This window comes from Leifsonia sp. A12D58, from assembly GCF_047530025.1.
Classification (GTDB): Bacteria; Actinomycetota; Actinomycetes; order Actinomycetales; family Microbacteriaceae; genus Cryobacterium.
This window is the reverse complement of the sequence record NZ_JBLJAT010000004.1, coordinates 22,936-46,646: the sequence shown is the minus strand read 5'-3', so window position 1 is coordinate 46,646 and position 23,711 is coordinate 22,936. Positions and strand designations below refer to the sequence as shown.

Annotated in this window: 21 protein-coding genes; 13 read left to right on the top strand and 8 right to left on the bottom strand. The window is 63.4% G+C overall.

Translation table 11 applies throughout. The annotated features are described in order from the left end of the window. Positions 1-19 precede the first annotated feature (19 nt). From ACMT3I_RS10990 to ACMT3I_RS10980, 3 genes are all read right to left on the bottom strand, one after another. A complete protein-coding gene (locus tag ACMT3I_RS10990; RefSeq protein WP_414804538.1) occupies positions 20-688 on the bottom strand; it encodes an HAD hydrolase-like protein in 669 nt (222 codons plus the stop codon). A gap of 79 nt (positions 689-767) precedes the next feature. Further along, positions 768-1,463 carry an endonuclease NucS gene (gene nucS / locus ACMT3I_RS10985; RefSeq protein WP_414804537.1) on the bottom strand — a complete coding sequence of 232 codons (696 nt, stop codon included), beginning with the start codon at positions 1,461-1,463 and terminating at the stop codon, positions 768-770. A 59-nt stretch (positions 1,464-1,522) separates the two neighbouring features. Further along, positions 1,523-2,827, bottom strand: a complete 1,305-nt coding sequence (locus ACMT3I_RS10980) for an MFS transporter (RefSeq protein WP_414804536.1) — start codon at positions 2,825-2,827, stop codon at positions 1,523-1,525. Positions 2,828-2,932: 105 nt separating this feature from the next. On the opposite strand from ACMT3I_RS10980, the gene ACMT3I_RS10975 reads away from it, so the two are divergent. Further along, positions 2,933-4,009, top strand: a complete 1,077-nt coding sequence (locus ACMT3I_RS10975; RefSeq protein WP_414804535.1) for a LacI family DNA-binding transcriptional regulator — start codon at positions 2,933-2,935, stop codon at positions 4,007-4,009. A 90-nt stretch (positions 4,010-4,099) separates the two neighbouring features. On the opposite strand, the gene ACMT3I_RS10970 is transcribed toward ACMT3I_RS10975, so the two are convergent. Both ACMT3I_RS10970 and ACMT3I_RS10965 read right to left on the bottom strand, forming a co-directional pair. Further along, complete coding sequence (locus tag ACMT3I_RS10970; RefSeq protein ID WP_414804817.1) at positions 4,100-5,431, bottom strand: MATE family efflux transporter; 1,332 nt, start codon at positions 5,429-5,431, stop codon at positions 4,100-4,102. Positions 5,432-5,492: 61 nt separating this feature from the next. Next, the gene (locus ACMT3I_RS10965; RefSeq protein ID WP_414804534.1) at positions 5,493-5,888 is read right to left on the bottom strand and encodes a YccF domain-containing protein; all 396 of its coding nucleotides are present in this window, start codon (positions 5,886-5,888) and stop codon (positions 5,493-5,495) included. A gap of 97 nt (positions 5,889-5,985) precedes the next feature. On the opposite strand from ACMT3I_RS10965, the gene ACMT3I_RS10960 reads away from it, so the two are divergent. Both ACMT3I_RS10960 and ACMT3I_RS10955 read left to right on the top strand, forming a co-directional pair. Next, a complete protein-coding gene (locus ACMT3I_RS10960; RefSeq protein WP_414804533.1) occupies positions 5,986-7,950 on the top strand; it encodes a M13 family metallopeptidase in 1,965 nt (654 codons plus the stop codon). Between the two features lie 127 nt (positions 7,951-8,077). Next, entirely contained in the window at positions 8,078-8,992 is a 915-nt protein-coding gene (locus ACMT3I_RS10955) for a serine hydrolase (RefSeq protein ID WP_414804532.1), read from the top strand. Here ACMT3I_RS10955 and ACMT3I_RS10950 read toward each other — a convergent pair. Then, positions 8,989-9,687 carry a TetR/AcrR family transcriptional regulator gene (locus ACMT3I_RS10950; protein WP_414804531.1) on the bottom strand — a complete coding sequence of 233 codons (699 nt, stop codon included), beginning with the start codon at positions 9,685-9,687 and terminating at the stop codon, positions 8,989-8,991. The genes ACMT3I_RS10955 and ACMT3I_RS10950 overlap by 4 nt on opposite strands. A 244-nt stretch (positions 9,688-9,931) precedes the next feature. Between ACMT3I_RS10950 and ACMT3I_RS10945 the strand changes: the two genes are divergently transcribed. From ACMT3I_RS10945 to ACMT3I_RS10925, 5 genes are all read left to right on the top strand, one after another. Then, the gene (locus ACMT3I_RS10945; RefSeq protein WP_414804530.1) at positions 9,932-11,590 is read left to right on the top strand and encodes an amidohydrolase; all 1,659 of its coding nucleotides are present in this window, start codon (positions 9,932-9,934) and stop codon (positions 11,588-11,590) included. 48 nt (positions 11,591-11,638) lie between these two features. After that, complete coding sequence (locus ACMT3I_RS10940) at positions 11,639-13,300, top strand: ABC transporter substrate-binding protein (RefSeq protein ID WP_414804529.1); 1,662 nt, start codon at positions 11,639-11,641, stop codon at positions 13,298-13,300. A 94-nt stretch (positions 13,301-13,394) separates the two neighbouring features. Continuing rightward, positions 13,395-14,345 (top strand): ABC transporter permease, encoded by a 951-nt coding sequence (locus tag ACMT3I_RS10935; RefSeq protein ID WP_414804528.1) that lies wholly within the window; start codon positions 13,395-13,397, stop codon positions 14,343-14,345. Continuing rightward, positions 14,342-15,202, top strand: coding sequence for an ABC transporter permease (locus ACMT3I_RS10930; protein ID WP_414804527.1), 861 nt, complete (start codon positions 14,342-14,344; stop codon positions 15,200-15,202). The genes ACMT3I_RS10935 and ACMT3I_RS10930 overlap by 4 nt, the downstream gene beginning before the upstream one ends. After that, a complete protein-coding gene (locus tag ACMT3I_RS10925; RefSeq protein WP_414804526.1) occupies positions 15,199-16,875 on the top strand; it encodes a dipeptide ABC transporter ATP-binding protein in 1,677 nt (558 codons plus the stop codon). The genes ACMT3I_RS10930 and ACMT3I_RS10925 overlap by 4 nt, the downstream gene beginning before the upstream one ends. On the opposite strand, the gene ACMT3I_RS10920 is transcribed toward ACMT3I_RS10925, so the two are convergent. Then, complete coding sequence (locus ACMT3I_RS10920; RefSeq protein WP_414804525.1) at positions 16,847-17,893, bottom strand: zinc-dependent alcohol dehydrogenase family protein; 1,047 nt, start codon at positions 17,891-17,893, stop codon at positions 16,847-16,849. The two genes, ACMT3I_RS10925 and ACMT3I_RS10920, sit on opposite strands and share 29 nt — an antisense overlap. 106 nt (positions 17,894-17,999) lie before the next feature. After that, on the bottom strand, positions 18,000-19,682 hold the full coding sequence (locus tag ACMT3I_RS10915) for a DUF222 domain-containing protein (RefSeq protein WP_414804524.1): 1,683 nt from the start codon (positions 19,680-19,682) through the stop codon (positions 18,000-18,002). A 148-nt stretch (positions 19,683-19,830) separates the two neighbouring features. Between ACMT3I_RS10915 and ACMT3I_RS10910 the strand changes: the two genes are divergently transcribed. The 5 genes from ACMT3I_RS10910 (at position 19,831) to ACMT3I_RS10890 (ending at position 23,709) form a co-directional block, all read left to right on the top strand. After that, complete coding sequence (locus ACMT3I_RS10910) at positions 19,831-20,289, top strand: Fur family transcriptional regulator (RefSeq protein WP_414804523.1); 459 nt, start codon at positions 19,831-19,833, stop codon at positions 20,287-20,289. Positions 20,290-20,475: 186 nt separating this feature from the next. Then, positions 20,476-21,639, top strand: a complete 1,164-nt coding sequence (locus tag ACMT3I_RS10905) for a FecCD family ABC transporter permease (RefSeq protein WP_414804522.1) — start codon at positions 20,476-20,478, stop codon at positions 21,637-21,639. Between the two features lie 26 nt (positions 21,640-21,665). After that, entirely contained in the window at positions 21,666-22,706 is a 1,041-nt protein-coding gene (locus ACMT3I_RS10900; RefSeq protein WP_414804521.1) for an ABC transporter substrate-binding protein, read from the top strand. Then, positions 22,703-23,497 carry an ABC transporter ATP-binding protein gene (locus tag ACMT3I_RS10895; protein ID WP_414804520.1) on the top strand — a complete coding sequence of 265 codons (795 nt, stop codon included), beginning with the start codon at positions 22,703-22,705 and terminating at the stop codon, positions 23,495-23,497. The genes ACMT3I_RS10900 and ACMT3I_RS10895 overlap by 4 nt, the downstream gene beginning before the upstream one ends. Beyond that, complete coding sequence (locus ACMT3I_RS10890) at positions 23,494-23,709, top strand: hypothetical protein (RefSeq protein WP_414804519.1); 216 nt, start codon at positions 23,494-23,496, stop codon at positions 23,707-23,709. Before ACMT3I_RS10895 ends, ACMT3I_RS10890 begins: the two co-directional genes overlap by 4 nt. Positions 23,710-23,711: the final 2 nt, after the last annotated feature.

Here is a 23,711-nt window from a genome sequence, read left to right as displayed (position 1 = left end):
CGTCGCGTTGCTGGTGTGACTAGCCGAGAAGAAGCTTGCCGAGCTGGTCAGCCGAGTGCACAACAGCCGTGGCTGCTGAAGCCTCGGCGGGGGAGCCATAGCCCCACTCGACCAGGATGGCGGGCACGCCGTTGGCGGCTGCACCTTCTGCGTCGTAAATGCGGTCGCCGACCATGACAGGGGCGCTGAGATCGGTGCCGATTGCTTCGAGGCGACGGAGGGCTTCTGCAACGATGTCGACCTTGGCACTGCGGGTCTCGTCTTCTGAGGCTCCAACGATGACCGTGAAGTACTTGGCCAGGTCGAAGTGTTCAAGAATGCGGATGGCGTTCAGCTCAGGCTTGCTCGTGGCCAGCGCCAGCGGGATGCCCGCCTCGTGAATGCGCTCGAGCAGACCGGCGACACCCGGGTACACAGCGGTATCGAGCGACGCGTTGCCCGAATAGATGGAGCGGTAGACCTTGACGGCTTCCGACGCTTCATCGGGATTCATGCCCGCGTACTCGCGGAACGCGGCGATCAAGGGAGGGCCGACGTACGCCATCAGCTCCGACAGTGGCGGAACGGGGCGACCGAGGGTCGTAAAGGTGTTGGAGAGGGAGTCTGTGATTCCGGGTGCTGAGTCCGTAATCGTTCCATCGAGGTCAAAGAGGATGGCACTCCATGTGCGGGTCAAAGTGGGATTCACTCGCCCAATATTAGGTGTCAAGCCTGTGCAAGCGCATGCATTTCCCTTGGCTGCACCTGAATGGGGGCAGCCGGTAGTCCTAAAACAGGCGGGAATGCGTGTCGTCGAGTCCGCGCATTGCGTCGTAATCCAGCACCAGGCAACGGATGCCGCGATCTTCGGCCAACGTGCGAGCCTGCGGCTTGATTTCCTGGGCTGCGAATACACCCTGAACCGGTGCGAGGTGCGGATCGCGGTTCATCAGCTCGAGGTAACGCGTGAGCTGCTCGACTCCGTCGATGTCGCCCCTGCGCTTGAGTTCAACGGCCACGGCGCCGCCTGAGGCATCCCGTGCCAGGATGTCGACCGGCCCGATTGCGGTCATATACTCGCGGCGCACCAGGGTGTGGCCGTCGCCGAGAAGGTCGATGTTGTCGGCAAGCAGCTTCTGCAGGTGGGCTTCGACGCCGTCCTTGATGAGTCCGGGGTCGATACCGAGTTCATGGGCCGAGTCGTGCTGCACGTCATAGAGGCTGACGACCAGCTGGTCGGCGGTCTTGTGATGGGTGACCGTCCAGATCGCCGTGATGCCGGCATCCGTCTGATCGGCATCCGGCTTCTCCTCGACGAGCGAGCAGGGCGGGCTCATCCAGTTCAGCGGCTTATACGAACCGCCGTCAGAGTGGATGAGGATGCTGCCGTCGGACTTGAGCATGAGCAGCCGCGTCGCGAGCGGAAGGTGCGCATTGAGGCGACCGGCATAGTCAACAGAACATTTAGCAATTACAAGGCGCACCCGTCGATCTTAACCGAGCGAAGCTGACGTTATGACCGCTCGCGAGTTTCGCCCTGCCCCTACCGGCGAACCCGCTCGCGGGCTGCCGGAGCAGCCAGGCCGGCGAGCACCATCAGGATCATGATCGCGAACAGGGCGTTCAGGATGCCGAATGCTTCGCCGAGCAGCCCAAGCAGGGGCGGGCCGACGAGGAATGCGCAGTAGCCGATGATGGCGACGGCACTCACTCGAGCGGCTGCACGCTTCGGGTCATCGGCGGCTGCCGACATCCCGACGGGGAACCCGAGCGAGGCGCCAACGCCCCAGAGCACTGTGCCGACATAGAGCACGAGGTCGTTGGGAGCCAGGATGAACATGCCGAGTCCGACGACGCCCATGACGGCGCAGGCGCGCAGCACCAGCACGCGTCCGAAACGGTCGAGAATGGGTCCGCCGATTACACGGCCCGTGGTCATTGCGACAGCGAACACACCGAATACGATCGCGCCGTTAGTCGGGCTGAAGCCGTGACCGTCAACGGCAGCCAGGGCGATCCAGTCGTTTGCCGATCCCTCAGCGAATGACATGCCAAGCACGACAACGCCGATCAGGATCAGGCGCATGTCTGCCCAGACCGAGAGATTCTCGCGCAGGCGGTCACGCCAGGACGGGCGATCGGCGACCGGCACGTGTGGGTCGGCATCCCCCAGGTCACTGCGGAGCGGAATGAACCGCACGGCGATGATCGCACCGATGAGAACGAGCACGGCCATGCCGATCAGGTGCCACACGACATCGACCCCCAGAGCGGATGCCCCGGCACCGATGAGGGCGCCGATCACTGTGCCGAAGCTGAAGCAGGCATGCATCAGCGGCATCAGGGTCTTGCCGATCTCGCGTTCGGCCGCCGCGCCTTCGACATTCATCATCACGTCGACCGAGCCCATGCCGAAACCGACAAGGGCCAAGCCGATGAAGGCGCCGGGGAACGACTCGAACACCGACGCACTCACGCCGACGGCAACAAGGCCGAGTGCGGTGGTTCCGATGCTGGTCACCATGCCGTTGCGGGCACCGAGCCTGGCGAGCATCCAGGCGGCGGCGAGCAGGCCGAGCACGGAGCCGGCCGAGAGGCCGAAGATCAGCAGACCCACCTCTGCAGTGTTCAGCTGCAGGCTGTCGCGCACCGCCGGGACCCGAGAGACCCAGCTGGCGACACAGAGTCCGCTGAGCAGGAAGATCGCGAAGACTGCATTTCGCCAGTTCAGGAGTTCGCGACGAGTGGTGATTGACCCAGCATTGACTGCGGTGGACGACGCTGCGCCTGATCCCGATGTGGAGGTCGGGAGCGAAGGGTTCCCGGTGGGCGGTGTCGGCTGTGACATGGCGAGGATCCTGAAGTGTTGAGGTGACCGAAGGGCAGTCGAATCGATTCGATCGAATCGATTCGACTAAGATATCCGACAACGCGTCTCACCGCAAGGAGAGTTATGACCAAAAACGTGACCGATCGCCCGACGCTTGCCGCTGTCGCGCGCCGTGCCGGGGTATCCTCCTCGACTGCTTCGCTGGCGTTCAGTGGTTCCGGCCCCGTGTCTGAGGCGACTCGCGCCCGAGTTCTCGCTGCTGCATCCGAGCTCGACTACGCCGGTCCAGACCCGCGGGCACAGTCACTGCGGCGAGGTCGTTCCGGCATCGTCGGTGTCATCGTCGACGAGCGCGTGCGGGATGCCTTCCGCGACCCGGTGAAGATCGCGATGCTCGACGGCCTCGCCGAGGGCATCGGGCCGCTCAAAGCCGGCCTGTTGCTGCTGACCGATACTGATGACGATGACGATGCAGTGAGCATTGAAAGTGCGCCGATGGATGCCATCGTGCTCTTTGGCTGTAGCCCGCGACTGGGCAGCGCGGTCGAGGCGCTTCGTCGTCGTGGCATCCCGATCGTCGTCATCGAGGGCGATGCCGGTGCTGATATCGCGACCATCTCGCTCGACAACAGGGAGGCGACCCGAGTTGCCGCCCGACACCTGGCCGAGCTCGGGCATCAGACAATCGGCATCGTGACGTTGCCACTTGAGGCATCGAGGGAGCGTGGCTGGCTGACTCCGGAACGTGAGACCGAGTGCACCTCGCCGACGGCATCCGATCGGATTGCCGGCGTGCGCGACGTCTTCCCTGAGGTCCAGGGTGTCAGTGCGGCCAATAGCTCGATCGAGGAGGGACTCGCCGCCGGACGCCTGCTGCTGGCCGGCCGAGCCGATTCCACTGATCGTCCGACGGCGATCATCGCGCAAAGCGACCTGCTGGCTGCCGGCGTCATCCGTGCGGCGGAAGAGGCGGGGCTGGCGGTTCCGGAAGACCTCAGCGTCGTGGGCTTCGACGGCGTGCGTGTCGACGGTCTCGCGCCCTATGACCTCACCACCCTCGTGCAGCCGGCTGCCGCCAAGGGCAGGGCTGCGGGCGAGGCACTCATCCACATGCTGGCTGGCGACCCCGCGACCCCTGTCTGCTTCACGAGCGAGTTCCACTTGGGAAACACGACATCCTCGCCCCGTGGCAAGCGCTAATTTCCCCCGCGAGATCGGAGTTGTGGTTGTTCTGAGCGCGTTATAACGACCACAACTCCGATCTCGCGTGCTGGGGGCGGGCACAGCAGATCAGCGGATGCCGGTTACAAGCCAGGCGGTTGAGCGCGCACGCAGTCCGAGGGTCACCGCACGGGCACCGAGGTAGCCGAACATGAACGCAAGCATGAGCAGGGCCAGTCCGCGGGATCCACCGGGGGACCACAGCACGATCGCCACCGCGAATGGGACAAAGACCGCGAAGTTCACCAGACCGGTTAGCGCGAGATAACGGGCATCGCCGGCACCGATGAGCACGCCGTCGAGCACAAAGACCACGCCACCGAGCGGTACCGAGAGCCCGAGAACGATCAGTGACGGCTGGATGATGGCGAGAACATCCGGTGCCGTCGTGAACAGAGCGCCGAGCACCCCGCTCGTTACGATCACGATGAGACCGAGCCCTGCCCCACAGAGCACGCCCCATTCAAGGGTGCGACGGAGCACTGCTCGCACGCTCTCCACGTCGCTGGCACCGAGGCTGCGACCGACAAGGGCCTGCGCGGCGATCGCCAGTGCGTCAAGCGCGAAGGCCAGGGTAGCGAACAGCGTCATCACGATCTGGAAGGCGGCCAGCTCCGGGGATCCCAGGCTCGTCGCGGCGAAGACAGCAAGCAACATCGCCGCCCGCAGGCTCACCGTACGCAGGAACAACCAGCCACCGGATGCCGCGCCCAGCATCATTCCTGCCCGGTGCGGCCTGAGTGGCGCTCCGGCTTTACGCGCATGCCGCACGACGACGACGACGTAAACCAGCACCATGCCCCACTGGGCGAAGACTGTACCGAGGGCGGATCCGGCGATGCCGAGGCCCAGACCGTAGATGAACCAGAAGTTCAGCAGGATGTTCACCCCGAAGCCGAATCCGGCTACATACAGGGGAGTCCTGGTGTCTTGCAGTCCGCGCAACAGCCCGGTCGCGGCGAAGACGAGGAGCATTGCCGGGATGCCGAACATCGAAATTCCGAGGTAGGTCGCCGCCTGCTCCGTCACGGCATCCGTTGCCCCGAACGCTCCGACCAGAACCGGCGTGCTGAACCAGCCGGCGGCAGCGAGCACGATGCCGAGGGCAGCGGCGAGCCACAATCCGTCGATGCCGACCGAGACCGCACGCTTCTCGTCACCGGCTCCGAGCCACCGCGCGACCGCGGGTGTCGTCGTATATGCCAAAAACACCATTAGCCCGATGATGGTTTGCAGCACCGCACTGGCCAGGCCCAGTCCGGCCAGCGGTGTCTCACCGAGGTGGCCGATCATGGCGGAATCCGCAAGCAGAAAAAGGGGTTCAGCGATCAGCGCGCCGAGGGCCGGGACTGCCAGCCGCAGGATGTCGCGATCGATGGGTTGTCTGCTGAAGAGTCTGATGCGTTGATTCTACTTTTGCCGGGTGGTCGATATTTGGTAGCGGATGCCGGAATCAGCGGCCTTAGTGCGCGAACTCCATCGGGTTGCTCGTGTCGACGATTTCCTTGCCGAGCGGCATCAGCGCGATCGGCACCATCTTGAAGTTCGCGATTCCCAGCGGGATCCCGATGATCGTGATGCACAGGGCGATACCGCTCACGATGTGCTCGAGCGCGATCCAGATTCCGGCGACGATCACCCAGATGACGTTGCCCAGGAACGAGAAGACGCCGGCATCCGGCTTGTCGACGACGCGGCGCCCGAACGGCCAGAGCGCATAGAAGCCGATGCGGAATGACGCGATCCCGAAGGGAATCGTGACGATCAGGATGCAGCAGATAATTCCGGCGAGCATGTAACTAAGAAACAGCCAGAAGCCAGACAGCACCAACCAGATGATGTTCAAAACAGTGTTCATGGTGGTGCCAGCTAACCATAGGCACCCGCAGGCCGGACAGCCCGCCAGACCGACCTCCACACAGCCGGCCAGCGCCACCACGGAATAGGCTGGTCATATGACTGACGCGCCCCTCGCATCCGGAATCAACTCGGCCGACTTCGACCCGAACGTTCGTCCGCAGGACGACCTGTACCGCCATGTGAATGGCCCCTGGATTGAACGCACCGAGATCCCGGCCGACAAGTCACGCTGGGGCTCGTTCTCTGAGCTCGCCGAAGAAGCTGAGAAGGCAGTGCGCGACATCATCGTCGAGTCGCAGGGTGCTGAGCCGGGCACAGAGCAGCGCAAGGTTGGCGACCTTTACGCCAGCTTCCTTGACGAAGAACGCATCGAAAAGCTGGGCAAGGCGCCACTCGCCGCCGACCTGGCCATGATCGATGGCATCACCTCGATTCCCGCATTCCTCACCACGCTTGGCCGCCTCGAGCGCGCCGGCGTGCCAGGAGCATTCGGTCTCTACGTCGACAACGACCCGGGAGACCCTGAGCGCTACCTCGTTTTCGTGAGCCAGTCAGGGCTCGGGCTGCCCGACGAGTCGTACTACCACGACGAAAAGTTCGATTCGGTTCGCGATGCATACCGCCAGTACGTTGAGCGGATGTTCGGCCTCGCCGGTTTCTCGGACGCCGCGGCCCACGCGAGGCGCGTCTTCGACCTCGAGACTGAGCTTGCCGGTCATCACTGGGACAAGGTGGCATCCCGCGACAGCGAGAAGACCTACAACCTGAAGACCTGGGGCCAGCTGGCTGCACTCGCTGCCGGCGCCGATCTGGACCTCTGGCTGAATGGCCTCGACGCGCCTGCGTCTGCATTCAGCGAGGTCGTCGTTCGCCAGCCCAGCTTCATCACCGGCCTGGCAGCCCTGTTGACCGAGCCCCGCCTCAACGCTTGGCGCGACTGGCTGCGCTGGCAGGTCATCCGCTCATCGGCGTCGTACCTGTCGACCGATTTCGTCGAGGCAAACTTCGACTTCTACGGCCGGACGCTCAGCGGAACCCCGCAGATTCGCGACCGCTGGAAGCGCGCTGTCTCGTTCGTCGAAGGCGGCATGGGTGAGGCGGTCGGCAAGGTTTACGTCGAGCGTTACTTCAAGCCGGCGGCCAAGGAGAGCATGGACGTGCTTGTCGACCACCTGGTCGAGGCCTACCGCCAGAGCATCGCCGGGCTCGAGTGGATGACAGCCGAGACCCGCGAGAGCGCCCTCGAGAAGCTTGAAAAGTTCACGCCCAAGATCGGTTACCCGGTGAAGTGGCGCGACTACTCAAGCATGTCGATCACTCCGGACGACCTCATCGCGAACGTGCGCGCAACGAGCGAGTTCGAATTCCAGCGTGAGCTCGGCAAGATCGGCAAGCCGCTCGACCGCGATGAGTGGTTCATGACCCCGCAGACGATCAACGCGTACTACAACCCCGGTTTCAACGAGATCGTGTTCCCCGCCGCTATCCTGCAGTACCCCTTCTTTGACGAGAACAGGGATGCCGCGGCCAACTACGGCGCGATCGGTGCGGTGATCGGGCACGAGATTGGCCACGGCTTCGACGATCAGGGTTCGAAGTACGACGGCGACGGCCGTTTGCGTGACTGGTGGACCGAGGCGGACCGCGCGGCATTCGACGAGCGCACCGCGTCGCTCATCGAGCAGTACGACGCTCTCTCTCCTGCCCAGATTCCCGACCACCATGTCAACGGAGCACTGACCATCGGTGAGAACATCGGTGACCTCGGCGGGCTGTCGATCGCATGGAAGGCGTACCTCCTCTCGCTGAAAGGCGAGGAGCCGCCGGTTATCGACGGTCTCACCGGTGCAGAGCGATTCTTCCTCTCCTGGGCGCAGGCCTGGCAGATGAAGCTGCGCGATGAAGAGGCGATTCGCCTGCTGGCCATCGACCCGCACTCCCCGAACGAATTCCGGTGCAACCAGATCGTGCGCAACATCGACTCGTTCTACGAGACGTACAACGTGACGCCCGACGACGCTCTGTGGCTCGACCCTGCCAAACGCGTCACCATTTGGTAAAAGATTGCGATGATCCCCGCACTGGGGGACGACTCTGACTCTGGGTGAGTTAGGGTGATTTGGGGGCCAAATCACGCCCGAAATCACCCTATTTTGTACCTAATTCTGTACCCAGTAGAAGGACCCGTTGACAGAGGTCACTCCAGCCCAGGAATCGTCGCGACGAGCGCGCCACTCGACTGAACACGCAGGCCGTCACAAAGGCCCTGTCGCCAGCGAGAACTTCGCTCGCGGCTTCGAAGCGCTCGGCGAACTTGCGATGAATGGCGTGCAGGTCTCTGCGCGCGCCACCGACCTGACCACAGGCCGGGTGCTGCTGTCCGTCGACGATCACGTTGTCATGCCCACCGCGAGCATCGGCAAGGTCCTGCTGCTTATCGAGGTCGCCGCCAGACTGCGTGACGCCGACTTCGGCGCGTACACGATCCTTGATCGCACAGCAGCGGATGCCGTCGGCGACTCCGGTGTCTGGCAACACATGCAGGCCCCCTCGCTTCCCGTTGCAGACCTGGCTGCCCTCGTGGGCTCATCGAGCGACAACCTGGCAACGAACGTGCTCATCCGTGCAGTCGGCCTTGAGGCAGTGCGTTCGCGTGCAGAGGCGATCGGGCTGACCCAGACCGCATTGCTCGACCTGGTGCGCGACAAGCGCGGGCCTGACGATGCGCCCCAGCTCTCGGTTGGAAGCGCGAAAGAGCTCACCTGGCTGTTCACCTCACTGGCCCGCGGTGAGATCGTGGATGCCGACGCCAGCGAACGGGTGCTCGCCTGGCTGTCGCTGAACACCGACCTCTCGATGGTGGCCAGCGCGTTTGGCCTCGATCCCCTGGCTCACCGCGAAAGCGATCACGGCATCCTGCTGGTCAACAAGACCGGTTCGGATTCCGGAGTACGCAGCGAGGTCGGCGTCTTGCGCGGTCCTCGAGCCGGCGTTGTCTACGCGGTGTCGATGTCGTTTGCAGACACCACGCTCGCCTCACGCCTGGCGGTGCTCGACGGCATGCGTGCCATCGGCCTCGACCTGCTGGAGTACGTGCACTAAGGCGCTGTAGCGAGCTTTCCCGCGCTCTCGGCCGCATCGAGTAGCGCGTTGATTCCGAGCAGGTAGATGTCGCGATCCTGCAGTGCGGTCAGTTCTGTGCGCAGCTCGTCGATGTGAGGGTGTGACCGTGCCGTTACTGCCAGTGGTCGACCGACCCAGGGCAGCGCCTCGTCTGACGTGACTGATTTCGACAGGCTGTGCTCCCGGGCGATGCCCGAGGCGTATGAGATGACATAGCTCGCCAGCGACGCATAGTGGCGCACGAGATCGTCACCGGTGAGGCCGCTCTGCGACACCGCGTCGAGCATGAACTCAATCGAGTCGAGTTCTGCAGGACCGTCGGTACTCAGCACGATGGCTTCGAGTCCGATTGCGGGGTAGGTGACGAACGCGTCGAGAGTGGAGTTTGCCAGCTGGAGCACTCGTTCGCGCCACTGTTCACGCGGAGCTGTAACGCCGCTCAGGCCGATTGCCAGGAGGTGATCGAGCAGCGCCTGCATCAGGCTTTCCTTGTTGCGGAAGTGTCGGTAGATCGCTGTCGGGTCTGTGCCGAGCATCGTACCCAGTTCGCGCACGGTGACCGTCGTCGTTCCCGGTTTGGCGGCGATGCGCAGCCCTGCCTCAATGATCGTCTCGCGATCGAGGCGCGTCTTCTCCTGGACTTCGGTGCCCTGCGTCGCTTCGGTGCCAACCATCAGATTCGTGGCCTTTCTGGGGGAGATGAACTCACGTTAGTAGAACACATTCCATGCGGAGCATGTGTCTGCGACTGCGGTGTCGCGGGCGTGATCAGGATCGACGTCCCCGATGCGCCTGTTTGTTTCGCCCGTGTAACGGCTGCACATCAGTGTAGTCAGCAGCGTTGACATCGTCGTTGATCGCTCGCTAGTGTCACTCATTACCATTCGAATGCAACGTCGCCACGAACTAGGAGCTCAAGTGTCAGAAACAGCTGACCTCGTTTACCGAGGTGGATCGATCTTCACGTCTCTTTCAGATGTGCCTGAGCAGCTGGCTGTCGCCGTGAACAACGGTGTGATCGTCGCAGTCGTCGCTGAAACCGACATCGACGCGCTGATCGGTCCCGATACCGAGGTTGTCGACCTCGACGGCGCATTGCTTGTCTCTGGATTTCAAGATGCCCATATCCACCCCGTAATGGGCGGCATCGAGCTGCTGCAGTGCAACCTCACCGAGGCGACGAGTGGTGAGGATACGCTCGCCACGATCGCCGAATTCGCTGCGGCGAACCCCGACGCAGAGTGGATCCTCGGCGGTGGATGGTCAATGGACCACTTCCCCGGCGGCACGCCGACCAGACAGCAACTCGACGCGATAGTTCCCGACAGGCCCGTTATTCTCAGCAACCGTGATCACCACGGTGCCTGGGTGAATACGAAGGCCCTTGAACTCGCCGGTCTCGATGCGAGTACCCCTGATCCGGCGGACGGCCGGATTGAGCGCGAAAGCGACGGTTACCCCGCAGGAACCCTGCATGAGGGGGCTGTCGACCTGGTTCTCAGCGTGCGGCCTCCAGTCTCGGACGCGCTTGCATACGCCGGCCTCCTCAGGGCACAGGCCGAACTTTTCGCTCTCGGCGTCACCGGCTGGCAGGATGCCATGATCGGCAGTGCAATCGGTATGCCTGACCTGCTTCAGGCCTATCGGCACGCTATCGACGACAACGCTCTGGGCGCCCACGTCGTTGGCGCCCAGTGGTGGGAGCGTACGCAGGGAATCGAGCAGGTCGAAGAGATGATCGCTCGCCGCGATTCCCTGGCTGAGACTGTTTCGCCCGATGCGTTGTCGCTCGGCACTGTAAAGATCATGGTCGATGGCGTTGCCGAGAACTTCACCGCAGCGATGAACGAGCCGTACAAAGACGCCCACGGTCATCACACCGACAACTCCGGTCTCTCGTTCATTGATCCCGAACTATTGAAGACGTATGTCACGGCACTTGATGCCGCCGGTTTCCAGGTGCACTTCCATGCTTTGGGTGACCGTGCCGTCCGAGAAGCGCTCGATGCCATCGAAGCCGCTCGCACTGCAAACGGTCCGAATGACAACCGCCACCACCTGGCGCACATCCAGGTGGTCGATGAAGCCGACGCGGCCAGATTCGCCCCACTCGACACGATCGCGAATATGCAGTCGCTGTGGGCCTGCCATGAAGCGCAGCTCGACGAGCTCACGCTGCCGTTCCTGGCTGACGGAGCCGAGTCCCGCCAATATCCATTCGGTGAGCTGAAGGAGCGTGGCGCCCGACTGGCAGCCGGCAGTGACTGGCCCGTTTCCAGTGCGAACCCGATCGACGCCATCCACATCGCCGTCAACCGGATCGCGCCTGACTATCCCGCCGAACCCCTGGGTGCGCCACACCAGCGCCTCGACCTGGCAACAGCGCTCACCGCATACACGGCGGGCAGCGCCTACGTGAACCACCGTGAACACGACACCGGTGCAATCACTCCCGGCCATTTGGCCAACCTCGTCGTGCTCGAGCCGAACCCGTTCGAACTCGCCCCCGATGCCATCCACACCACCAAGGTCGCATCGACCTGGGTACGCGGGGCGCAGGTTTACCGCTCGGCGTAAGTCAGGCACCACCACCTCACAGCGAATCACTTACCCCGGGAGGGATCCATGTCACCCACCGCACCATCCCGCACTCGACGTACGTCTCATCATGTTCTCGCGGCGTCGGCAGTCGTCATCGCCGCTTCGCTCGCCCTCAGTGGATGCACGGCGCCCAAGGACGGCGGCAACACCGCTGCCCCCGACATGGAACTAACGGGGCTCACTCCGGCGCCATCAGGGGACATCGACTCCTTCACGTGGTCGTCATACGCCGAGCCATATTCCCTCGACTACGCCTACGCGTTCGACTACGCCGACAACCAGGTGCTCAGCAATATTTGCGAGTCCCTGCTGCGTTGGAACGCCGACCTGACCACGTCGCCCGGTTTGGCAGAGAGCTTCTCGAACCCCACTCCGACAACGTGGGTGTACGACATCCGTTCCGGCGTCACGTTCCACGATGGCACCCCGCTCACCGCAGCGGATGTCGTCGCCTCACTCAGCCGCCACCTCGACCCGGCAGTCGGGTCGTTTTGGTACTCCGTCTACCAGAACGTGACGACAATCGAGCAAACCGGCGACATGCAGGTCACCGTCACCACGTCGATTCCCGACTCCCAGTTCAACCAGGCCATGGCCTCGTCACCCGGCGTCGTCGAATCGGCAGCAACCCTGGCTGCGGCCGGCACCGAATATGGAAACTCGTCAACGGGCGTCAACTGCACCGGACCGTTCAGCTTCGGCAGCTGGCAGGCCGGAGAGTCGATTACCCTCGAGCGATACGACGACTACTGGGACACCGACCTCACGGCTAAGTCTGGCGAGGTGAAGTTCGTGTTTCTCACCGACCCGAACGCCCGCATCAACGCGTTCAAGTCTGGCGAGGTCGACGGCGGCTGGATGGTGCCATCGAACGGCATCGCACAGCTCTCATCGTCGGGCGCAGGCAAGATGTACTTCGGCACCAACTCCGCGGTGTCTGACCTTGTTGTCAGCGACCTGACCGGCACGTTGGCCGATGTTCGGGTGCGCCAGGCGCTGTTGATGGCTATCGATCGCAATGGCCTCGTTTCGGCAGCCGAGCAGGGCTACGCAACTCCGACGGATGCCATGACAACCGAATCAGTGTGGGTCGGCGTCGATCAGGCGACGGTCGACAGCGCGTTCGGCGATCTGAAGGACTACCCGTACGACCTCGATGCAGCGAAGAAGCTCATCGATGAAGCCGGGGTTTCAGGCCAGGAACTCGTGATCGCCACGGCTCCCATCGCGGCGAACTTCAGCGTCATTGCGCAGGCCACTGCCGCTGCTGCGACGGCGATCGGCCTCAAGCCGACAATCCAGACGCTCACGCCCAACAAGTACACCACTCTGTTCTCCGACCCGAGTGCCCGCGAAGGCATCGACCTTTTCTATACGTCCTGGTACCTGTCGACCGCGGATCCGCTTGAAATGTACGGAGTCCTGCGAACAGGAGAGTTCAGCAACTATGGCGGCTGGTCCAACCCGGAATTCGACGAGATCGTGACCAACGCCGTCGGTATCGCTGATCCGGCAGAGCGCGCAGCCGAGAGCGCGAAGGCGCAGGCGATCGCCAACCAGGAACTGCCATGGCTTCCGCTCTACGAAGCGCCGACGGTGCTCTGGCTCGGCAAGAACATCACCGGTGTTGCCCCGTCGATCAACTTCTTGTATTACCCCTGGGCGGCAACAATTGGTGCAAGCTAACCGCAGTGCGGCTGGCCAGGTCGGCGTAGCAACCGACCCGGCCAGCACCACTTCCGCTGTGCGGCAGCCTCGTCAGACGGGCCGCGCAGCGCGAGTGCTGATTCTGATCGCAAAAAAACTCGCCACCCTGCTGCTGACGGTGTTTGCCGCGTCGCTGCTGGTGTTCTTCTCGCGCTCACTGGTGCCGGGGGATCCCCTGAGCTTCCTTCTTCGTGGACGCAAGCCGAGCCCGGAGGCCGTCGCAGAAGTGACGGCCCAGTTCGGGCTCGACAAGCCGCTCTATCAGCAGTACATCGACTGGGTTGCCGGCCTGCTTCACGGCGATCTCGGTCGGTCGCTGCAGTATCGGCAGGATGTCACGACAGTGCTCGCCGATCGCGCGCCTGTCACGTTCGGCCTGGTCGCCATGGCCGGCTTGCTCATCGCAGTTATCGGCCTGACCGCCGGCATCATCGCGGCTCTCAACCGCGGACGGGTCGCCGATCGGGCGATCGTCATCGCCATGACAGGTCTTGGTGCTGTCCCGTCGTTCGTCGGCGCTATCGTGCTGATCGCCGTGTTCGCCGTGCAGTTGGGCTGGTTTCCCTCCTTCGGCAGTGGTGAGGGATTCTGGGATGGCATTTATCACCTGATCCTGCCGGCAATCGCCCTCGCCCTGGCATTCGTTGCGCTTGTGGGTCGAGTGACCAGGTCGTCAATGCTCGACCAACTCGAGAGGGAGCACGTTGAAGTCGCTACGAGTCGCGGGATGACCCGCGCCAGCACCATCCGTCGTCACGTCTTGCGCAACGCACTCGGCCCCATCCTCACGGTCAGCGGCGTCCTCGTCGCCGGCCTGCTGGTGTCCAGCTCGATCATCGAGCAGGCGTTCGGCCTGGCCGGAATCGGGTCGTTGCTCGTTGAATCGGTCGACAGGCTCGACTTCCCCGTCGTGCAGGCCATCGTGCTGCTTATCGTGGTGATCTTCGTCGTCGTGAATACCGTCGTCGATCTACTCGGGCCGCTCATCGACCCGCGTATCGCAGCAGGGGCAGGTGCCCGATGAGCGCGCCATCCATGCCCGTGACAGTGCTGAAGTCACTGCGCATGCCGCGGATGAACGTGCTGTTCACGATCAGCCTCGCGATCGTCGCCATCATGGTTATTGCTGCAGTCGGGGCGCCGTGGCTTGCGCCGTACGATCCTGATTTCGTCGATCTGAGCAACGTGCTTGCCGGTCCCAGTGCCGCGCACTGGCTGGGAACCGATGCACTCGGCCGCGACACTCTGAGCCGGATGATGTTCGGTGCTCGCACCTCGTTGCTCGGCCCGCTGCTTGTCGTGCTTGTCTCGACGGTGCTCGGCATCCTGCTCGGTCTGCTCGCCGGTTGGCGCGGTGGCTGGATCGACTCGGTTCTCGCGCGCATCTTCGACCTGCTGTTCGCATTTCCTGCCCTGCTGCTGGCGATTCTCGCTGTCGCGCTCTTCGGTAAGGGACTCGCAGCGCCGGTTGCGGCGATGAGCATCGCATACGCGCCGTTCGTTGCGCGTCTGGTGCGCTCGCTCGTCATCACTGAGCGGTCGCGCCCGTATGTGTCTGCGTACCGGGTACAGGGTTTCGCCGGCGGCTGGATCGCGCTTCGTCGCGTGCTGCCGAACGTGATGCCGACTGTCGGCGCGCAGTCGACGCTCAACTTCGGCTATGTGTTGGCCGACCTCGCAGCGCTGTCGTTCATCGGCCTCGGTGTGCAAGCCCCGACTGCCGACTGGGGCGCAATGATCAACGAGAGCCGCGGGGCACTGATGAGTGGGCAGATTCTGCCCGCGGTGGTTCCCGCGGTGGCTGTTGTGCTCGTCGTCATCGCCGTCAACATCATCGGAGAAGAACTCTCCGACCGGATCGGAGGGCAGCTTCCATCATGAGCTTGCTGTCAATAACCGACCTCAGCCTCACGCTGACGACGGGTACCCAGGCCACGCTGCTTGATCAGGTGAGCCTCTATGTTGATGAGGGTGAGACCGTCGGTCTCGTCGGCGAGTCAGGATCAGGCAAGTCGCTCACGGCCAGGGCGGCACTCGGGCTGTTGCCGACCAGAGCCGTCACGACGGGTTCAGTGCTGCTCGACGGCACTGAGGTGCTGAAATGCAGTTCGTCTGAGATTCTCTCCCTGCGCCGGACGACCGCTTCGATGGTGTTTCAGGACCCGCGCTCCGGCATTAACCCGATCCGTAAGATCGGTGATTACCTCACCGAATCGCTGCGCCTCACTCACGGCTGGACGAAGGCTGCAGCGGATGCCAGGGCACTCGAACTGTTGCGTTCGGTCGGCTTGCCGCGCCCGGAGGCACACCTGAACCAGTATCCGCACGAACTGTCGGGCGGCATGCTGCAGCGCGTGATGATCGCTGGTGCGCTGTCGACATCACCGCGATTGTTGATCTGTGATGAGCCGACGACGGCGCTCGACGTCACCACCCAGGCCGAGATCATCGGTGTGCTCACCGACCAGCAGGCCAAGCGCGGCATGGGAATGCTGTTCATCACCCACGACCTCAACCTGGCGTCAGCGCTCTGCGATCGCGTCTATGTGCTGAATGCCGGGCAGGTTGTTGAACAAGGTGGTGTACGCGAGGTCTTCACCAATCCGCAGGCCGAGTACACCCGGCAGCTCGTGGCGGCGACGCCGAGCATCGTGGTGACGGATGCCACCGCGCGAGGGAGCCGGGCTGCGGTCGCAGTCGCCCGAGATGCCCCGGCGTCGGAAACTCCATCGCAGGGCTCACCCATGCTCGAAGCTCGGGACCTGTCGAAGACATACATGGTGAAAGGTGCACCGATCAGGGCGGTTGCCGCCGTCTCGTTCGCCGTTGCCCGGGGCGATGCCCTGGCCGTCGTCGGAGAGTCGGGTTCGGGAAAATCGACGCTGGCGCGCATGGTCGTCGGGCTGGAGCGGCCGGATGCCGGCCAGATCCTGGTCGACGGTACCGAGCGACCCATTGCTGCTCGCAACAAGGAGGAGCGGCTGGCGATGGCGAGGGCCGTGCAGATCGTGTTCCAGGATCCGTATCTCTCACTCGACCCCCGCATCACTGCCGGGGGCGCAGTGGAAGACGCCCTGCGACTGCACTCATCGCTGTCGCACGCCGAAGCGCGATCCGCTGTGCTCACGCTGTTCGATCAGGTTGGGCTTGCCGAGAAGCACGCCCAAGCCAGACCGCGTACGCTCTCGGGAGGGCAGCGCCAGCGGGTCGCGATCGCCAGGGCACTTGCCGTGTCACCCGACGTGCTCGTGCTCGACGAAGCAACCAGCGCACTCGACGTATCGGTGCAGGCCCAGGTGCTCGATGTCGTGGATGCAATTCGGCGCGAGCGTGGGCTCACGCTGCTGTTCGTCAGTCACGACCTGGCCGTCGTACGCCGAGTCTGCGAGACGACCCTGGTGATGCGCCGCGGTGAAGTCGTCGAATCCGGCCGGACGTGCGACCTGCTCGAGCGGCCGCAGCATCCGTATACCCGGTTGCTGATCGACTCGATCCCACGCCCTGACTGGGAGCTCGGGGATGGTCCTAAAACGGAGCAACCTCAATCAGCGTGACGCCCGCCGTTGATGTAGCCACCGACATCTCAGCCAGCGCAGCCGGTGCCTGCTCGAGCGAGATGCGCCGGCTAATGATCCGCTCGGGGTGCAACCGGCCAGACTCGACGAGGGCTAGCAGCTCGGGGTAAGCGGATGCCGGCATACCGTGACTGCCGAGGATCGCGAGCTCATTTGCGATCACCCTGCCAAGTGGCATCCGCGGGTCGTGGGTAAGCAAGCCGATCTGCACGTGGCGACCTCTGGTTGCCAGTGAGCGGATGGCGATGTCGACGGTGTTCTCGCGGCCAAGGGCCTCGAGTGACACCTGGGCGCCACCGTCTGTCAGCTCGAATAGCTGGGTTACGACCTCGTCGTCGGTGAGGCTTCTCGAGTTGAGTGTGATCTCGGCTCCGGCGTCGGTTGCTGCGTCGAGGGCGTCCTGGCTGATATCGACGGCGACCACCCGTGCGCCGAGCGCGTGCCCGATCATCACGGCGCTCAGCCCCACTCCGCCGCAGCCGATCACCACGAGGGTCTCGCCCTTTTGCAGCTTCGCCTGGTGCACGAGCCCGCGATATGACGTGGCGAAGCGGCATCCGAGCAGTGCGGCGGCTCCGGCATCCATTTCCCATGGCACGCGGATGAGATTTACGTCGGCGTTGTGCAGCGCAACCAGTTCGGCGTATGAGCCCCAGTGGGTGAATCCAGGCTGGGTTTGATAGCGGCAGACCTGACCGTTGCCGCTGAGGCACTCGGGGCAGGCGCCGCAGGCGCACACGAATGGAACGGTGACCCGTTCGCCGACACTGAAGTGCTTGACCTCTGGACCGACCGAATCGATGACGCCGACCAATTCGTGCCCGGGAACATGCGGCAGGGTGATGTCGCTGTCGTGGCCCAGCCAGCCGTGCCAGTCGCTGCGGCAGAGGCCTGTTGCCTCGACTCGCACCACGACGCCGGCGGCACTCGGAACGGGATCCGCTACCTCCCGCACCTCAGGAACCACACCGAACTCATCGAAATAGACAGCGCGCATGCGTCAATGCTCTCCCAAATCTGGGGTTTTGGTGCCGTAACGGTGTGGCCGAGAACTGTGCATCTGAGTACCGTGCCGCTGATAACCGTCTCTGAAACTAGGCATTTTAGAACGGTGGATTCTCGGGCAGCGGTGCCGACGGGGTGTTGCGCCGGACGTAACCGGTGGGGGTGGTGACGGTGATGCTGCCGTCGGTGTCTCGCTCATATCGGACTTTTGTGAGGGTCTTCAGGCGGTGGTCCCGTGGGCAGAGCGGGATGAGGTTGTTTTCGTTGGTGAGGCCGTTGTCTCGTGCCCATTCCGCGAGGTGGTCAATGTCGGACGTTGCCGCGAGGCAGTCGCAGCCGGGTGTGCCGCAGGTGTCGTATTTCAGCGCGATCCATTCGCGTTGGGCTTGGGTAGGCCGGTAGCGGGTGCGGTCAAAGCTCAGGATTTCACCAGTGACTGGATCGGTCGCCACGCGACGGAAGGAGGGCGCGTCGAGGAAGAGTTGCGCTGCGGTGACGGGGTCGATCGGGCCGTAGCCCTGCAGGATCGCGGGTTGGCTGCGACGGCGCGTGTGATCGATGTGGTCCGGCGGGCGTAGATGGTCGGCTGCGCGTGCGTATTCCGGATGGTCGGGGTCGGGGTCGGGGTCGGGGTCTGGAATCGGTTGGTCGAGTTGGTCGAGTTGGTCTGATTGGTCTGATTGGTCTGATTGGCCGGTTTGGCCGCTCTGGTCGTCGGGGTTATTGAGGCCGAGGAGGCCGAGGATCGGGATGAAGACCAACGGTCGAACTTTCGCAGCCGTTGGGGTGCCATCACCGGCAAGCCAACCGACGACGAGGTCGACGCGGTGGTGATCGAGAGTGCGGTTGTCGGTGCATGCGACGCCGGCCTTCTTAGCGGTTGCTTTCGCGTTCTTTGATTCTCGTTTGGCTGTTGCGTCGTAGCGGGCTTTGATGCGGATGGCGTCGGCGGCACTCATGTAGGCGTGCAGCCAGGCCATACCGTCTTCGGCGGGCTCGATGATGACCTTGCGGTCGACCAGCGCGCGGGTGTGGCGCAGCTCGGCGGGTTCGGGCAGTAGCCGGTGCGCGAGGGTGCGGGCCTTCTTACGGAATGCTGCGGGGGAGATGTCGGGTGCGACGGCGGTGAGTTCGGTGTCGTACTGGCTGATCGCGGCCGGGTCGGTGATGCCATGGAGGAGCTCGGCCGCGGCGCGTGCTTGGGTGTATCCGGTGGCCCCTGACCGGAACAACTCCCACAGCTGCGGCAGGCTCTCGGCAAGGACATGAGCGTGGTACGCCTGATTGCGTACCTGGTCGGGGCTGATGTTCAGGCGCAGAGCCGCATCGCCGACGACACCCCGGGTGGCCATTTCAACAAAGTCGGGCTGCGCCATGCCGAACTCGGTCATATATACCCGCGGGTTCGCTTCAGCCAGATCGACGGCCAGAGCCAACGCCGTCACTTGGGCGGCCTGCGCACGATTCGCCTCGGTCTGCGCGGTGCCGGCGGCCTCGAGAGCGTCGCGAATCTGATCGCGAGCAGACACCGGTCTCTCAGAGATTGACGCGGAGGTACCGACCTCGTCGTGCTCCTCGGCTATCCACAACCTCAAGGATTCGTCAGAAACTTTCTCTACGAACTCGGCTGCCCAATCGCCATCGTGAAAAAAATCTGTCTGTCTGAACTCATCAGTTTTGGACTCGTTCAGCGAGAACTCGTTGAGTCTGAGTTCGTTCCATGTGAGCAGCGAACCGGCATCGGGGAGTGTATCCACCGGCAGTGCGACTACTTCGTCCATATCTTTAGTTTAGAACAAACGTTCGAGTATTACTAGAGCAATTGTCACTTATTTCCGCAGCTGTGGGCACCCCGGCGCCGCATCTAGCGCTCGCAGCAGCTCAAGGCCGCTACCCCAACTGACCCGCGAAAGTGGCAATACTAGGGAGATGAAGCCTGAACCAGCGGATGCGATCGCAACAGCGCTCGACCAGTTGCGCAGCCGCGGCGAGCGGATAACCGACGCCCGCAGGGCAGTTATCGAGACGCTCGCGCACCTCGGCGACCACCCGAGCGCTGAGCAGTTGAGCACCAGCGTGCAGGAGACGCACCCGAGCGTGCATCGCGCGACGATCTATCGCACGCTCGACACTCTCACCGCGCTCGGGGTTGCCACCCACGTGCATGTGAGCGGAGGGGCATCCGCCTACCACCTGGCGTCGTCGACACATCGAGATCACCTGCATGCCAGCTGCCTGGCGTGTGGGCGCATCGTCGATCTTCCCGGCGACCTACTCGACCCTGTCGTCAGCCGCTTGTCAAATGAAGGGCTCTTCTTGCTGGATCCTTCGATGGTTGCATTGGCTGGCACGTGCGAGGACTGTCTGGCGGTTCGTGCGCCCTCGTAGTCGGCAGGCAAAACCTCACTAAATAGCCGTATAGGCCCCGAACACGGCCACCGTCAACACGCCCAATGCGCAACTGTGAGCATCTGTCAAGGCGTTGTGCGACTTAGTCGCACATGCAACAGTGTCGCATGTGCGGATCTCCGCACTACGTGCATCAGGGGGACTTGTTCGTAGGGGGTATTTGTTGTGTCGTCAGCGACGAAATTCGATGGTTTATCAGGGCCTTCTCCCGAGGAGCCCGACCCGTCGGCGCCAACCAAAGCGGCCAAAGCGGCCAAAGCAACCACGCCTCCTGACGACTTGGGCCATGCCGCCCAGCGACGCACGACAACGATCTGGATCACCGGTCTCAGCCTCGGACTCGTCGCGACACTCGTGCTTGGCGTTGGCCTCGGCGCCGTCTCGATCGCACCGGCAACGGTCTTTCAGATCATCACCCACAACCTGTTCGGCACGCCAGGCGTACCCACCTGGACGGCTGCTGAAAACTCCATCGTCTGGCAGGTGCGGCTGCCGCGGGCATTGCTTGGTGCGGCAGTCGGGGCCGGCCTGGCCATCTGCGGAGTCGCCCTCCAGGCGATGGTTCGTAACATGCTCGCCGATCCGTATCTGCTCGGGGTCACCTCGGGTGCCTCGACGGGGGCGGCCGCCGCAATCCTGTTCGGCTTCGCAGCCGCGTTCGGTGAGAACGCACTGCCGATCAGTGCATTCCTCGGAGCACTGGGGGCGTCCATCGTCGTCTTCGTCGTGGCCAGGGCTGGAGGACGGGTCACCTCGCTTCGGCTGCTGATGGCCGGCGTCGCCGTGGGCTACGCCCTGTATGCGGCAACCAGCTTCCTTATCTTCGCGTCTGACTCCGCAGAGGGCTCACGCTCTGTGATGTTCTGGCTCCTCGGCACGCTTGGCCTGGCCAGGTGGTCGGTTCCACTCGCCATAGTGATCGTGATCGTGTGCGGGACCATCGCCTTGCTCACCCTGTGGAGCCGAAAACTCGACGCCCTCGCGATCGGCGACGAGACGGCACACACCCTCGGAGTCTCACCCAATCGATTTCGCATCCATCTACTCGTCGTGGTGTCGCTCTGCATCGGTGGTGTCGTCGCCGCCTCTGGCGGAATCGGGTTCGTCGGTCTTGTTATCCCGCACGTGGCACGCCGCTGCGTCGGAGCAGTGCACTCCAGGGTGGTGCCCGTATCCGCGCTCATCGGTGCGATCTTCCTGATCTGGGCCGACGTCGCGGCTCGCACAATCCTTCAGCCCCGCGAACTTCCGATCGGCATCATCACCGCGCTCGTCGGTGCACCGTTTCTGCTCATCCTCGTACGCAAGCTCTACTCGAACAACAATTGACGGCTATCACCAGCAAGGAGACACGCATGACGAACGTGACATTCAGCGGGATGAAAATCTTGGTTCCGGCTATCGCAATCGTGTTGTTGGCCAGCGGATGCTCGAGCGGCGGCTCAGCGGAAGCCGAAGGAGAGGGACTCGGCGAAGAGTCTGGGGCGTCAGTTGATGCGAACGGCAACACCGTCTATCCGCTGACCGTGCAGAACTGCGACGTCGACGTGACATTCGACGCAGCACCGGAGCGAGTGATCCTGCTTGAAAGCGCGCCCGTCACCATCCTGCATGGCCTTGGGGTGCTCGACGTGGTGACGCTGCGAGCCGGATTGTTTCCTCCCGCGTACTACGACGACGAGACCAATACGGCGATTGAGGCGATTCCCTCGCTCGGCAAGGATGTCGACGCAAGTGGGCACCTGCAGATCTCGCAGGAAGTCGTGATCGCCGAGCAGCCCGAGCTGGTGCTCGGCCTGCCTGACGGCATTACCAGGGAGGGTCTGGCCGATGTCGGAGTCTCAGCTCTGATCCAGCCGGTGTATTGCCCTGCGGGAGTGGGGAAGACTTCATTCGATTCTCTGTACGACCAGATCGAGAGCTACGGCCTGATCTTCGACCGCAATGCAGAGGCGGCCGAGATGATCGAGTCGCTTCAGGCTCGAGTGACTGATGCAAAAGCGGCTGTCGACCCGAGCGAGGGGCGCACTGCAGCGGTGCTTTACCCGACCATCGGCGGCGGCACGGGCTATGCGTACGGCAACACGAGCATGTCGCAGCCCCAGCTCGACGCCGCCGGATTCACCAATGTCTTCGCGGATGTCGACGAGCGCGTCTTCGAGGTCAGCCTGGAGGAATTGATCGCTCGCGATCCTGACGTGCTCGTTCTCCTGTACGGCGATGGAGATCCCGCGGACATCAAGGCGGCAGTGACAGCACTGCCCGGCGCAGATTCCCTCCGCGCCGTGGCCAACGATGACATCCTCGTGCAGCGGTTCAACTTCACAGAGCCGCCGACGCCGCTGTCAGTCACTGGTCTGGAAACGATCATCGACCGATTCGGGACAACACCGTGATCACGGCCGACGGCATCGCCTTTTCATACGGAAAGGTGCCGGTACTCACCGCAGCGAACGTCACTGCGACAGCGGGCGAAGTCGTCGGCCTGATCGGGCCCAACGGCTCTGGCAAGACCACCCTGCTTCGCACGTTGTATGCGTCGCTCAGCCCGAGCGCGGGCGAAGTCTCCCTCGACGGCACCCCGCTTGCTTCCCTCAACCAGAAGGCACTTGCCACTCGATTGTCGGTCGTGGTGCAGGAGGGCTCAGGCGAGATGCCCATGACAGTCGCAGAGACAGTGATGCTGGGGCGTTCTCCGCATCTGGGCACGTTCCAGCGACACAGCGAGAACGATTACCAGATCGCCGCAGAGGCATTGACGAAAGTCGGCACCAGGCACCTCGCCGACCGGGTGTTCTCCGGGTTGTCCGGCGGCGAGAAGCAGCGGGTACTCATTGCCAGGGCGCTGGCCCAGCAGGCAGACCACATCCTGCTCGATGAGCCGACGAACCATCTCGACATCCGCTATCAGCATGAGGTGCTGCAGCTGGTTCGGGCGCTGGGAGTGACGACGATCGTGGTGCTGCACGACCTCAACCTCGCAGCCAGGTACTGCGACACCGTGTTGTTGCTCGACGGGGGCCGCATCACCGCCAGCGGCACGCCAGACGAGGTGCTACGGCCCGAGATCCTCGAACCCGTTTACAAGATCGGCGTGCAGCGAGTGGTGACAGATGACAACAGCGTGCAGCTGCTGTTCAAGCCGCTGGCATTGAGCCGGCATATCCACCGAACAGTTTCGACGTGATCACCGCGCGCTACGTGCTGTGGACACTGCGTTCACCATCGGATGCCTTGGTCGACTGGCGACGCCAGCTTCGTCCCGGCGGAATCCTCGCGGTCATCGACAGCACCTGGTATCTACAAGGACTCCAGGCTGTCGACCCGGCAGGGGAGAGCGCCAGGCAGTCAGGCTTCCGCGAGCTCTATGGCGACGACGTGCTGGCGAACGCGACGTGAGG